Source organism: Blastococcus litoris (assembly GCF_003075095.1).
GTDB lineage: Bacteria > Actinomycetota > Actinomycetes > Mycobacteriales > Geodermatophilaceae > Blastococcus_B > Blastococcus_B litoris.
This window is the reverse complement of the sequence record NZ_QCZF01000008.1, coordinates 13,088-25,918: the sequence shown is the minus strand read 5'-3', so window position 1 is coordinate 25,918 and position 12,831 is coordinate 13,088. Positions and strand designations below refer to the sequence as shown.

Annotated in this window: 10 protein-coding genes; 2 read left to right on the top strand and 8 right to left on the bottom strand. The window is 73.1% G+C overall.

Features of this window, described 5'->3' with window-relative positions; genetic code table 11:
- Positions 1-11: 11 nt before the first annotated feature.
- The gene (secA, locus tag DCS98_RS16845) at positions 12-3,014 is read right to left on the bottom strand and encodes a preprotein translocase subunit SecA (protein ID WP_116452556.1); all 3,003 of its coding nucleotides are present in this window, start codon (positions 3,012-3,014) and stop codon (positions 12-14) included.
- A gap of 73 nt (positions 3,015-3,087) precedes the next feature.
- Here secA and DCS98_RS16840 point away from each other — a divergent pair, with 73 nt between their 5' ends.
- Both DCS98_RS16840 and DCS98_RS16835 read left to right on the top strand, forming a co-directional pair.
- The gene (locus tag DCS98_RS16840) at positions 3,088-3,480 is read left to right on the top strand and encodes a pyridoxamine 5'-phosphate oxidase family protein (protein ID WP_116452555.1); all 393 of its coding nucleotides are present in this window, start codon (positions 3,088-3,090) and stop codon (positions 3,478-3,480) included.
- A gap of 10 nt (positions 3,481-3,490) precedes the next feature.
- The gene (locus tag DCS98_RS16835) at positions 3,491-4,063 is read left to right on the top strand and encodes a GNAT family N-acetyltransferase (protein WP_116452554.1); all 573 of its coding nucleotides are present in this window, start codon (positions 3,491-3,493) and stop codon (positions 4,061-4,063) included.
- Positions 4,064-4,100: 37 nt separating this feature from the next.
- Here DCS98_RS16835 and hpf read toward each other — a convergent pair whose 3' ends face one another.
- The 7 genes from hpf to manA form a co-directional block, all read right to left on the bottom strand.
- Positions 4,101-4,784 carry a ribosome hibernation-promoting factor, HPF/YfiA family gene (hpf, locus tag DCS98_RS16830; protein WP_116452553.1) on the bottom strand — a complete coding sequence of 228 codons (684 nt, stop codon included), beginning with the start codon at positions 4,782-4,784 and terminating at the stop codon, positions 4,101-4,103.
- Positions 4,785-4,823: 39 nt separating this feature from the next.
- Positions 4,824-5,618 carry a phosphoribosyltransferase family protein gene (locus tag DCS98_RS16825; RefSeq protein ID WP_241038197.1) on the bottom strand — a complete coding sequence of 265 codons (795 nt, stop codon included), beginning with the start codon at positions 5,616-5,618 and terminating at the stop codon, positions 4,824-4,826.
- A gap of 60 nt (positions 5,619-5,678) precedes the next feature.
- Complete coding sequence (locus DCS98_RS16820; RefSeq protein WP_116452552.1) at positions 5,679-7,406, bottom strand: LpqB family beta-propeller domain-containing protein; 1,728 nt, start codon at positions 7,404-7,406, stop codon at positions 5,679-5,681.
- Positions 7,403-9,118, bottom strand: a complete 1,716-nt coding sequence (mtrB, locus tag DCS98_RS16815) for an MtrAB system histidine kinase MtrB (protein WP_116452551.1) — start codon at positions 9,116-9,118, stop codon at positions 7,403-7,405. Before mtrB ends, DCS98_RS16820 begins: the two co-directional genes overlap by 4 nt.
- Positions 9,119-9,134: 16 nt before the next feature.
- Positions 9,135-9,842, bottom strand: coding sequence for an MtrAB system response regulator MtrA (gene mtrA, locus DCS98_RS16810; protein WP_456559068.1), 708 nt, complete (start codon positions 9,840-9,842; stop codon positions 9,135-9,137).
- Between the two features lie 139 nt (positions 9,843-9,981).
- Positions 9,982-11,460 carry an adenosylhomocysteinase gene (gene ahcY / locus DCS98_RS16805; protein WP_116452549.1) on the bottom strand — a complete coding sequence of 493 codons (1,479 nt, stop codon included), beginning with the start codon at positions 11,458-11,460 and terminating at the stop codon, positions 9,982-9,984.
- A 157-nt stretch (positions 11,461-11,617) separates the two neighbouring features.
- Positions 11,618-12,793 carry a mannose-6-phosphate isomerase, class I gene (manA, locus tag DCS98_RS16800; RefSeq protein WP_116452548.1) on the bottom strand — a complete coding sequence of 392 codons (1,176 nt, stop codon included), beginning with the start codon at positions 12,791-12,793 and terminating at the stop codon, positions 11,618-11,620.
- Positions 12,794-12,831 lie beyond the last annotated feature (38 nt).

The window sequence follows — 12,831 nt, the reverse complement described above, 5'->3', positions numbered from 1 at the left end:
TCGTGCGGTGATCAGCGGCCGGCTGCTCCGTGGCACTGCTTGTACTTGCGACCCGAGCCGCAGGGGCACGGCGCGTTGCGCGGGGTCTCCTTGGTGCCGGAGACCGTCGCCGACTTGGCGGCCTTGGCCTTGCCCGACTCCCCTGCCGACGCGTCCAGGCTCGGCGCGGAGTAGCTGAGCTGGTCCATGTTCCGCTGCGGCGCGTCCAGGCCCTTCACGTCCAGGGTCGGCCCGGTGCCCGTGGGCTTCGGCGTCGCGACCGGCGCCGCCGCGGCAGCGGCCGCACCGGCGGCCGGCTTCGACCGGCGCGCCGTCGGCGTCGCCGTCCCGTTGCCCGACGGGGCCGAGGTGGGCACCGAGGGAGCCGATGTCGGCGCCTGCGCCGTCTGGCCCTCCGCGGCGAGCTTCGCCTCGGCGGCCTGGCGGGCGAGCACCCGGGCGGTGCCCTCCTGCGCGGCGGCCAGCGCCTTGGCCTCGGCCTCGTCCTGCTTGGCCTTGGCCTCGGCGTCCTGCTCCTCCTTGGTCTTCACCTCGAGGTTGAACAGGAAGCCGACGGACTCCTCCTTGATCCCGTCGAGCATCGCGTTGAACATGTCGTAGCCCTCGCGCTGGTACTCCACGACCGGGTCGCGGTTGGCCATCGCGCGCAGGTGGATGCCGGCCCGCAGGTAGTCCATCTCGTACAGGTGCTCGCGCCACTTGCGGTCGAGCACCGAGAGCAGCACCCGCCGCTCCAGCTCGCGCATGACCTCCGAGCCCAGCCCCTTCTCCCGCTCCTCGTAGGCGCGGTGGACGTCGTCCAGCAGCTCCTGCTTGAGCACCTCGGGCGCGAGCGCGGACTGGTCGCCGTCGGCCACCCGGTCCAGCAGCTCCTGGATGTCCAGGCCCACCGGGTACAGCGCCTTGAGCCCGGTCCACAACTGCTCGAGGTCCCAGTCCTCGGCGTAGCCGATCTCCGTGGCGCCGTCGGCGTAGGCGCCGATGACGTCGTCGACCATCGTCTGGATCTGCACGTGCAGGTCCTCGCCGTCGAGCACCTTGCGGCGCTCGTCGTAGATGACGGTGCGCTGGCGGTTGAGCACCTCGTCGTACTTGAGGACGTCCTTGCGGACCTCGAAGTTCTGCTGCTCGACCTGCGTCTGCGCCGACAGGATCGCCCGGCTGACCATCTTCGACTCGATCGGCTGGTCGTCGGGCACCCGCAGGGTGTTCATCATCGACTCGAGCATCGGGCCGTTGAACCGGCGCATCAGGTCGTCGCCGAGGGAGAGGTAGAACCGCGACTCCCCCGGGTCGCCCTGACGGCCGGAGCGGCCGCGCAGCTGGTTGTCGATGCGGCGGCTCTCGTGCCGCTCGGTGCCCAGCACGTACAGACCGCCGGCCTCGACGACCTCCTCGTGCTCGGCCTTGACCTGCGCCTTGGCGGCCTCGAGGGCCTCGTCCCAGGCCGCCTCGTACTCCTCCGGCGTCTCCGCCGGGGACAGGCCGCGGGCCCGCAGGTTCTCGTCGGCGATGAACTCGGGGTTGCCGCCCAGCACGATGTCGGTACCGCGGCCGGCCATGTTGGTGGCCACCGTGACCGACCCGAGCCGCCCGGCCTGGGCGATGATCGAGGCCTCCCGCGCGTGGTTCTTCGCGTTGAGCACCTCGTGCTTGATGCCGCGGCGGAGCAGGTACTTCGCCAGGATCTCCGACTTCTCGACGCTGGCCGTACCGGCGAGGACCGGCTGCCCGGCCTCGTGCCGCTCGGCGATGTCGTCGACGACGGCCTCGAACTTGGCCTTCTCCGTCTTGTAGATGACGTCGGACTTGTCCTGCCGCACCATCGGCCGGTTCGTCGGGATCGGGACGACGCCCAGCTTGTAGGTCTGGTTGAGCTCGGCGGCCTCGGTCTGGGCCGTACCGGTCATCCCCGACAGCTTCTCGTAGAGCCGGAAGTAGTTCTGCAGGGTGATCGTGGCGAGCGTCTGGTTCTCGTCCTTGATCTGCACCTTCTCCTTGGCCTCGATGGCCTGGTGCATGCCCTCGTTGTAGCGGCGGCCGGCCAGCACGCGGCCGGTGAACTCGTCGACGATGAGCACCTCGCCGTTGCTGACGATGTACTGCTGGTCGCGGTGGAAGAGCTCCTTGGCCTTCAGCGAGTTGTTGAGGTAGCTGATCAGCGGCGTGTTGGCCGCCTCGTAGAGGTTCTCGATGCCGAGCTGGTCCTCGACGAACTCGACGCCCTCCTCGGTGATGGCGACGGTGCGCTTGCCCTCCTCCACCTCGTAGTGGACGTCGCGCTTGAGCATCGGCGCGATGCGGGCGAACTCCCCGTACCACTTGGCGCTCGTCTCGGCCGGGCCGCTGATGATCAGCGGGGTGCGCGCCTCGTCGATGAGGATCGAGTCGACCTCGTCGACGATCGCGAAGTGGTGCCCGCGCTGCACGAGGTCGGCCTTGCTCCACGCCATGTTGTCGCGCAGGTAGTCGAAGCCGAACTCGTTGTTGGTGCCGTGCGTGATGTCGCAGGCGTACTGCTCGCGGCGCACGTCGGGCTTCTGGCCGGACACGATCGTGCCGACGGTCAGGCCGAGGAAGCGGTGCACGCGACCCATCCACTCGGCGTCGCGCGAGGCCAGGTAGTCGTTGGTGGTGACCACGTGCACGCCGTCGCCGGTGAGCGCGTTGAGGTAGGCCGGCAGCACGCCGGTGAGGGTCTTGCCCTCACCGGTCTTCATCTCGGCGATGTTGCCGAGGTGCAGCGCCGCGCCACCCATGATCTGCACGCGGTAGTGCCGCTGGCCCAGCGTGCGGGTCGCCGCCTCGCGGACGACGGCGAAGGCCTCGGGCAGGAGCTCGTCGAGGGACTCCCCGTCGGCGTACCGCTCCTTGAACTCGTCGGTCTTGGCGCGCAGTTCCGCGTCGCTCAGGGCGCCGGTCTCGTCGGCGTACGACTCGACCGCGTCGGCGATCTTGGACAGCCGGCGGAGGAGCTTGCCCTCACCGGCGCGCAGAAGCTTCTGGAACACCACACCCCCAGCGTAGGCGGCCGATGCGCCGGGATCAGCCAGCGCGACCCCGCGGACCGGTCACTAGCCTTCCCGGGTGCCCCACGACCCCCACGACCTCGCCCCCGGCCTGCTCGAGCTGCTCACCGAGCGGCACCTCGCCACCCTCACCACGCTGCGCGCCGACGGCAGCCCGCACGTGGTCCCCGTCGGGGTCACCTTCGACGCCGCGACCGCGACCGCGCGGGTCATCACGTCGGGCTCCTCCGCCAAGGCCCGGCACGTCCGGGCCGGTCAGCAGCGGGTCGCCGTCTGCCAGGTCGACGGCCGCCGCTGGATCACCCTGGAGGGGACGGCGGTGGTGAAGGACGACGCGGCCTCGGTGGCCGACGCGGTGGCGCGCTACGCGCGGCGCTACCGGCAGCCGCGCGAGAACCCGGCCCGGGTGGTCATCGAGATCTCGGTCGACCGGGTCCTGGGTCACGAGTGACCATGCGGGGGTGACCCAGCAGCTGACCGGCCTCGACCTCAGCCAGGTCGACCTCGCCTCCGAGGTCGTGCGCACCCGGCGGCTGACCCTGCGGCCCTTCCGGTCCGACGACGTGGACGCCGTGCTGCGCGCCTCGCAGGACCCGGAGTCCCAGCGCTGGATCAGCGCCATGCCCGACCCCTACACCCGCGAGGACGCCCGCCGGTTCGTCGAGGACGTCGCGATGCGCGAGCGCAGCGACCGCACGGGGCTCTCGGTGGTGATCGAGGACGGCGACGGCTACGCCGGGAGCGCGGGGCTGTACCTGCGGCCGGGGCGCCTGGGCCCCGAGATCGGCTACTCGGTCGCCCCGTGGGCGCGCGGACGCGGCTACGCGAGCGAGGCGGCCCGGGCGCTGGCCGACTGGGGGCTCGGGCACGGGGCACCCCGCGTGCACCTGTACGTCGACGTCCGCAACGCCCCCTCGCTCGCCGTGGCGCGACGGGCCGGGTTCGCCCAGGAGGGCGTCGTCCGCGGCTGCCTGGAGTACCGGGACGGCACCCGGGGCGACGCGGCGCTGTTCGGCCGGCTGGCCGGGGACTGAGCGGGTGGGAGGGCTGATCGCCCTCCCACCCCTGGCGTCAGACGGAGGAGACGGCCTGCGGCTCGTCCGTGCGGGTCGGGACGGCGCCGTTCTGCGGCACCTCGGTCAGCCGGATCAGGCCGTAGTCGTAGGCGTGCCGCCGGTAGACGACGGTCGGCTGCCCGGTGTCGGCGCACTGGAAGAGGAAGAAGTCGTGACCGACCAGCTCCATCTCGTGGAGCGCCTGGTCGACGGTCATGGGCGTCGCCGGATGGTGCTTCTCGCGGACGACGCGCCCGGGCAGGTGCTCGTCGAGATCGGTCACGAGCGGGCCGCCGGCGGGCACGGTGTCGGGCCCGGTGGTGGTCATGCCCTCGACGTCGGCGACGCTGTTGCCCGAGATGCGCACGCTGGCGGGGGTCCGCCGGCCGTGGTGCACCCGACGGCGGTCGGCCGCGCGGCGCAGCCGGTTGTCCAGCTTGGTGCAGGCGGTGTCCAGGGCCGCGTAGAAGTCGGGACCGGCGGCTTCGGCACGGACGACGGGGCCCTTGCCGCGCAGCGTGATCTCGACGCGCTGGCAGCTGGCGGACTGGCGGGGATTCGGTTCGTGGAACAGCTCCACGTCGATGCGGAGGATCTTCAGCTTGCCGTCGAAGCGGTCGCTCTGCCCGACCTTGTCCTCGACGAGTTGGCGGTAGTGCACCGGAACCTCGACGTTGCGACCTCGGACCACGATCTCCATGGGACCTCCCGGTTGAGCCGGTTGCAGGTCGCTTCGACGCTAGTCCCTGTTCACCTGTCCCGACAGTCGATCGTGAGGACTCCGACGGACGTTCTCGGGCCGGTTCCGGACAACGTGCAGGTCGGCCCGCGAAGAGTGCTCCCGGCCGGTCGCGGGGGTCGCCGCGACGACCGCGGCGAGCACCGGAGCCCCCCGCGCGGACCCGCCGGACGACAGCGCCGCCGCGGCCTCGGTGAGGGTGGCTCCCGAGGTGACGACGTCGTCGACGAGCACCAGGACGGCGCCCGGCGCGACGTCGCCGCGGAGCCGCTCGAACGTCCCCGCCAGGTTCGCCCGCCGCTGCGCCGCCGACAGCCCGGCGGAGTCGCGGGCCCGCCCGCGGCGGCGCAGCAGCCGGGCCTCCGCCGCGGGCAGGCCGGCCGCCCGCAGCTCGACCACCGCCCGCGCGGTCAGCTCGCGCACGTGGTCGCGGCCGCGGGCCCGCAGCCCCGCGCGCGTGCTGGGCACCGGCACGAGCACCACGGGCCGCACCGGGCCGGGCACGGCGGCGGTCACCGCGGCCACCGCCAGGGCCAGCGCCGCGCCGAGCGGGACGGCGAGCTCGGCCCGCCCGCGCTCCTTGAATTCGACGACCGCCGGCCGCACCGGCCCCGCGTACGCCCCGGCCGCCACGGTGGGCGGGAAGCCCCACGGGAAGCGCCGGGGTGCGGCCAGGTGGGGTCGGGCCAGTGCCCCCGCGCAGGACCGGCACAGGACGGCGCCCGGCACGCCGCAGCCGGCGCAGGTGCGGGGCAGGAGCAGATCGGCCAGCGCGGCGATCCCGGCCCGTTCCACCGGGCCAGCCTGACGTTCCCCGGGCACCCGTGGGGCCCTCGCCGCGCAGGTGTGGACGGGCTACAGCGGGTAGAAGGGCGCCATCCCGGGGAGCGGCTCCTGGCCGCGCACCAGGGTGACCCAGGTACCGCCGGCCAGCTGCCAGATGGTCCCGTTCGCGCTGACCAGCGGCTGCCGCGCCGGCGCCGCGGCGATCGACTGCGGCTGGCCCGGCAGCCCGGACCGCGGGATCTGGGTCAGCCCCCACCCGTCGACGCCCACGCTGTAGGGCACGACCCGGTCCTCGCCGGCGTCCCCGGCGAGGACGAGCAGCGTCCCGCTGTCGCGCCAGGCGACGTCCACCACGCGGGAGAGGGTGGGCGCGATGGCGCGGAAGTCGCGGAGCGCCACGCTGCCGTCCTCGGCCCGGACGACGGTGCCCACCTGGAGCGCCCGCCCGGTCGGCCCCTCCACGATCAGCGCCGCCCGGACGCCGTCCGGTGACAGGCGCAGCACCCTGGTGGCGCCGAGCCCCGGGAGCGTCGGCGCGGTCACGGCCTGCGGCGGTCCGCCGGCCTGCACCCGCACCACGGAGGAGTCGTCCCGCACGACCCACACCTCCGGGCGGGTCGCCGCCACCGTCGGCGAGGTCAGCCGGGCACCGCTGAGCACCGGCGCCAGCTCGCCGTCGTACGGGCCGGCGAGCAGGCTCGCCCCGCTCGCCTCCGGCCGCACCCCCACGAGGAACGAGAGCTCGCCGCTGGCGCCGTCCACGGACACGGCCGCCTCGGTGAGCCCGTAGGCGCCGGCCCCCGCGGGGCCAGGGGTCGGCTCCCCCGTGGTCACCGTGTGCAGCGCCCCACCGGTCAGGTAGTGCCCCACCGTCTCCAGCGGGACGGCGTCGGGGTTGAAGCCGCTCCAGTGGTCGGTGGTCTGCTCGTCGGGGACGTCGTCGATCGGCACGGGCTCGCCGTCGATCCGCACCTCCACCGAGTTGATCGACACGTTGCGCAGCGAGGTGAGCGTCCAGACCAGCTGGGCGGCGGCCGCGTTCAGCGCCGGGGACGCCTCGGCCGGCAGGTTGGTCAGGTCGACGACGGCGAGCTGCCCGTCGAGGGTGACGGCGCTGCGCAGCTGGGCGCCGGCCAGCCGGTTGCCCACTCCGGCGGCGAGATACGGCGAGGGCCCGCTCACGAGCCGCTCGACGATCGTCGTCGGCAGCGCCTCGCCGGCCAGCACGTACCGCGGGTCGGGGACGAGCCGGGACCCGGTCGGGTCGACGAAGTAGAGCGCGGCCTCCTCGTAGAGCCGCTGGAAGTCCGGCTCCAGGATGATCAGGCCGTCGGGCGGGTCGCTGATCCGCCACTCGTCGTCGACCTGCTCGAGGGTGTACTGCTGGGTCAGCGTGGTGCCCTCGGCGATGGTGAACACGCCCCGGTCGTCGATGGTCCCGATGACGTTGGCGGTCACCTCGACCGTCCCGCTGTCGGGCATGACGGTCGTCGCGTACTCCTGGCCGATCACGCGGATGCCGGTCTCGTCGTCCCAGGCGCGCGCGGCCTCCTCGGTGAGGTGCTCGCGGGCCACCGGGTGGCCGAAGCGGGTGCTGGCCGCCGCGTCGATGAAGGACTTCACGATGTCCTCGGGCGCCGCGCCGGGCTCGGGAGCCAGCGGCTCGATGCCGACGACCTCCGCCGGGCGCCCGGGGGCCTGGGTGATCTGCACGGTGGACGACGTCATGGGCACGGTGGAGCAGCCGGCGAGCCCGAGCAGCAGGGCCGTGGCGAGGACGGCGCGCAGGCGGCTCATACCGGCGTCCCCGGCCGGCGGATGAACGCCGGGCGCAGCGGCAGCGGCGAGCTGGTCAGCTCGCCGCCGGCGGTCAGCGGCACGGTGAGCCGGAACTGCGCCCCGGCGCCGGGCTGGCCCCACACCTGCAGCCAGCCGCCGTGCAGGCGGGCGTCCTCGAGACTGATGGACAGGCCCAGGCCGCTGCCCCCGACCGTCCGCACCCGGGAGGGGTCCGCGCGCCAGAACCTGTCGAAGACGTGCTGCGCGTCGGCGGAGCTCAGCCCGACCCCCTGGTCGCGGACGGTGACCGCGGCGGCGGTCCGGTTGGCCGCGAGGGTGATCTCGATCGGCCGGCCCGCGCCGTGCTCGATCGCGTTGCCGACGAGGTTGCGCAGGATCCGCTCCACGCGGCGGGCGTCGACCTCGGCGATGACGGCCTCCTGCGGCCGGTTCACCAGCAGCTCGCAGTCGTGCCGCCGGGCCAGGGCCTCCATGCCGGCGACGACACGGTCGACCAGCGCGCCCAGGTCGGCCGGCTCGGCGTCCAGGACGGCGGCCCCGGCGTCGTAGCGGCTGATCTCCAGCAGGTCGGTCAGCAGGCTCTCGAAGCGGTCGAGCTCGGCGCGCAGCAGCTCGGCCGACCGTGCGACGTGCGGCGGGAAGTCCGTGCGCGCCTCGTGCAGGACCTCGGCGGCCATCTGCACCGTGGTCAGCGGGGTGCGCAGCTCGTGGGAGACGTCGGAGGTGAACCGCTGCTGCAGCTGAGAGAGCCCCTCGAGCTGGGTGATCTGGCGCTGCAGGCTGTCGGCCATCGCGTTGAAGCTCGTGGCCAGCCGGGCGAGGTCGTCCTCGCCGCGCACGGTCATGCGCTCCTCCAGCTGCCCCTCGGCCAGCCGCTGGGCGGTGCCGGCGGCCCGGCGGACCGGGTCGACCACCAGCCGGGTCACCATCACGCCGATCATGACGACGAACAGCGTGAGGGCGATGCCGCTGATCACGACGGTGCTGCGGATCAGGGAGAGGCTCTCCACCTCCTGCGCCAGCGGGAACGCGTAGTAGAGCTCGACCTGCTGCACGCCGGTCGCATCCGTCGGCACCGCGGCGCCGACCAGCAGGGTCGGCTGCGGCTCCCCCGTCGCGTCGGGCACCGGCGAGTACTTGCGCGACTGGCCACCGGAGGCGACGTCGGCGCGCAGATCCGGCGGCAGCGACTCGAGCACCGCCCGCCGGCTGGCGGCCGGGCGCTCGATGTCGCCGGTGCGGTGGATCATCACCACCTCGAAATCACCGGCCGCGCCGCCGCGCTGGAGCAGCGCGTTGACGGTGCGGCTCAGCGCGGAGCGCACGCTCGCGCCGTCGCCCGCGGCGATGGTCGCGACCTGGCTCTGCGCGTAGACCACGCCGGCCTGCGCCTGGTCGATCGCCGCCTCCTCCTTGACCGAGAGGAGCTGGTCGCGGATCTGGCTGAAGAGCACCAGGCTGACGATGACGACGACGGTGCCCGCCACGACCATGGTGATCGCGCCGATGCGCACCTGGAGCGACGAGCGCCAGGCGCGGACGGCGCGGCGGGTCTGCTCGCGCACGCTGCGCTGCGCGATCCGGCGGGCGAGCCGGAAGCGCCGCCCCAGGCCCTTGCGGAGGCGCCGGACCTCCGCGCCCACGCCAGGACGCGGCTCCGGCGCAGGAGCCGCGGGCGCGGCACCCTCGGGCAGCGTCGTGCGGGTCACGGCTCCAGTGTGACTGTCAGGGCGGGCCGGCCTTGTAACCGACGCCGCGCACCGTCAGCACGACCTCCGGCTTCTCCGGGTCGCGCTCGATCTTGGCCCGCAACCGCTGCACGTGGACGTTGACCAGCCGGGTGTCGGCCGCGTGCCGGTAGCCCCACACCTGCTCGAGCAGCAGCTCGCGGGTGAACACCTGCCGGGGCTTGCGCGCCAGCGCGACGAGCAGGTCGAACTCCAGCGGCGTGAGCGCGATCGGGACGCCGTCCCGGGTGACCTGGTGCGCCGGGACGTCGATCTGCACGTCGCCGATGCTCAGGTTCTCCGCCTGCCCCGTCTCGCCGCGGCGCAGCTGGGCCCGGACGCGGGCCACCAGCTCGACCGGCTTGAAGGGCTTGGTCACGTAGTCGTCGGCGCCGGCCTCCAGGCCCTGGACGACGTCGATCGTGTCGCCCTTGGCGGTGAGCATGACGATCGGCACCGTCGACTGGGTGCGGATGTCCTGGCAGATCTGCAGGCCGTTGCGTCCGGGCAGCATCAGGTCCAGCAGCACCAGGTCGGGCCGGGTCTGCTGGAAGACGCCCAGCGCCCGGTTGCCGTCGGAGACGAACGCCGGTTCGTAGCCCTCCCTGCGCAGCACGATGCCGAGCATCTCGGCGAGAGCGGCGTCGTCGTCGACGACCAGGACACGGCCGCGGCTGGGCCCGTTCTGCGGAGCGGTGGGTGGCACGACGCCCATTCTGCGCTGCGAGGCAAGGAAAGCGGCCCACCCGTCAGGGTGAGCCGCTTTCCCGGTGACCGGATGGAACGGCCCGGCCGCAGGGACCCGGGCGCGCGAAGCGTGTTCCGGGGGGCGGCCGGGTCCTTCTTCAGTAGCGGTAGTGGTCGCTCTTGTAGGGGCCCTCGACCGGGACGCCGATGTAGTCGGCCTGCACCTTGGTGAGCTCGGTGAGCTGCACGCCCAGCGCGTCGAGGTGCAGCCGCGCCACGTGCTCGTCGAGCTTCTTCGGCAGCACGGTGACGCCGGGGAGCTTGCCCTCGTAGGCGCTGCGGTTGGTCCACAGCTCGATCTGGGCGAGCACCTGGTTGGAGAACGAGGCGCTCATGACGAAGCTGGGGTGGCCCGTGGCGTTGCCCAGGTTCAGCAGCCGGCCCTCGGACAGCAGGATCAGCGTGTGGCCGTCGGCGAAGCGCCACTCGTCGACCTGCGGCTTGATCGTCGTCCGGGTGATGCCGGGGGTGCGCGCGAGGCCGGCCACGTCGATCTCGTTGTCGAAGTGCCCGATGTTGCCCACGATCGCCTGGTGCTTCGTCCGGGCGAGCTGCTCGGCGGTGATGATGTCCTTGTTGCCGGTGGCCGTGATGATGATGTCGGCCTTGCCGATGACCTCGTCGAGAGTGGTCACCTCGTAGCCGTGCATCGCCGCCTGCAGGGCGTTGATCGGGTCGATCTCGGTGACGATGACGCGGGCGCCCTGGCCGCGGAGCGACTCGGCGCAGCCCTTGCCGACGTCGCCGTAGCCGCACACGACGGCGACCTTGCCGCCGATCATCACGTCGGTGGCGCGGTTGATGCCGTCGATCAGGGAGTGCCGGCAGCCGTAGAGGTTGTCGAACTTGCTCTTGGTGACCGAGTCGTTGACGTTGATCGCCGGGAAGAGCAGCCGCTCGTCGCGGGCCAGCTCGTAGAGGCGCATGACGCCGGTCGTCGTCTCCTCGGTGACGCCCGCGATGCCCCGGCCGATGCGGGTCCAGTAGCCGGGGTCCTCGGCGAGGGTGCCGCGCAGGACGTCGAGGATGACGGCGTACTCCTCGGAGTCGGCCTCGGTGGTGTCGGGGACGACGCCGTCGGCCTCGAACCGGGTGCCCAGGTGCACGAGCAGGGTGGCGTCGCCGCCGTCGTCGAGCAGCATGTTCGGGCCGACGATCTCGCCGGAGGAGTCGCGGAACTCGAACAGGCGCTGGGTGCACCACCAGTACTCGGGGAGGCTCTCGCCCTTCCACGCGAACACCGGGACGCCGGCCGGCTGCTCCGGGGTGCCCTCGCCGACCACGATCGCCGCGGCGGCGTGGTCCTGGGTGGAGAAGATGTTGCAGCTGACCCAGCGCACGTCGGCGCCCAGGGCCGTGAGGGTCTCGATGAGGACGGCGGTCTGCACGGTCATGTGCAGCGAGCCGGCGATGCGGGCGCCGGCGAGCGGCTGCTGGTCGCCGTACTCGGCGCGCAGCGCCATCAGGCCGGGCATCTCGTGCTCGGCGAGCTGGATCTCCTTGCGCCCGAACGGGGCCAGGGAGAGGTCGGCGACCTTGTAGTCGACGTCGGTCAGGGTGGTGCCAGGGCTGGTCATGACGCTCCAGGAGTCCGGCCCGGCGCCGTGGCCAGGCCTTGCGTGTCGGATGCGGATCGCTGCGATCCCCGCGGGCGGGCGGGGAGAGCGAGCATGCCGAGGCTTCGGCGGGGCTCGTGCCGTCGACCAGCCTACGCCCTGGGGACCACGGCGGGGCTCAGCCGAGGTTCGTGGTGGCCCGGAAGAGCAGCGCCGGGCCGGACGCGGTGACCGGGGTGCCGGCCGGGACGAAGGCGGCCGAGCCCTTGGTCAGGTGCAGCGTGCCGCCGGCCGACGTCAGCTCGGCGGCCCCCTCCGTGCACAGCAGCACCTGGGGTCCGTCGGCGGTGATGGTGCCCGCCTGAGCGTCCAGCTGGATGCGGGTGAGGTCGAAGTCCTCGACCGGAACCGGGTACCGCAGCCCGCCCGGGCCGAGGACGGGGTGCAGGACCGGCACCCGCCCGTCGGTGAAGTCGAGCACCTCGATGAGGGCGGCGAGGTCGACGTGCTTGCCCGTGAGCCCGCCACGCAGGACGTTGTCCGAGCTGGCCATCACCTCGACGCCGGCCCCGGACAGGTAGGCGTGCAGGTTCCCCGCGGGCAGGAAGACCGCCTCGCCGGGGGCCAGCTTCAGGTGGTTGCACATCAGCGAGATGACGACCCCGGGGTCGCCCGGGTAGGTCTCGGCCAGCGACGCCGCCCAGCGGTAGGTGTTGATGAACTCCGGGTCGTGCGCGGCGACGAACCGGGCCGCCGCCGCGGCCACGGCGGTGACCAGCTCGTCGCGCAGCTCCGGCGTCAGCGCGAGCAGCTGCGGGATGGCGGCGCGCAGGCCGCCGCGGGCCAGCGCCGCGATCGTCGGCTTGAGCACCGGCACCTGGAGCTTGGCCAGGCAGTGCAGCGACTCCTCCACCGGGCGGAAGCCGCACAGGGCCTCGAACTCGGTGAGCGCGAGGAGCAGCTCGGGCTTGTGGAAGGGGTCCTTGAACGTGCGCTTCGGGTCGTCGCGCGGGATGCCGGCGGTCTCCTCGGCGGCGAACCCGGCCTGCGCCTGCTCGGGCGTGGGGTGCGCCTGGAGGGAGAGCGGCCGCTCGGCGGCCAGCACCTTCATCAGGAACGGCAGCCGCCCCCCGAAGCGCTCGCGGACGGCCGCTCCCAGCATCAGGTCGGGCTCGGCCTGGATCGCCTTGTCGAGCGGGGTGCCGGTCGACAGCAGGCTGGGCGCATCGGGATGGGCACCCATCCAGAGCTCGGCGTAGGGCTCCTCGGCAGGCGCCAGCTCACCGAGGAGCTCCGGGATCACCGTGCGCGACCCCCATGGGTAGTGGCGCACGGTGTTCGTCAGCTGCCACATCGGGCGAGAGGCTACCCGGACGGCGGCCCCGGCCCCGC

Coding starts and splice junctions, on each gene's coding strand:
- hpf (WP_116452553.1), bottom strand. CDS start 4,784: ATGGAGATCGTGGTCCGAGGTCGCAACGTCGAGGTTCCGGTGCACTAC.
- DCS98_RS16820 (WP_116452552.1), bottom strand. CDS start 7,406: ATGAGCCGCCTGCGCGCCGTCCTCGCCACGGCCCTGCTGCTCGGGCTC.
- manA (WP_116452548.1), bottom strand. CDS start 12,793: ATGTGGCAGCTGACGAACACCGTGCGCCACTACCCATGGGGGTCGCGC.
- ahcY (WP_116452549.1), bottom strand. CDS start 11,460: ATGACCAGCCCTGGCACCACCCTGACCGACGTCGACTACAAGGTCGCC.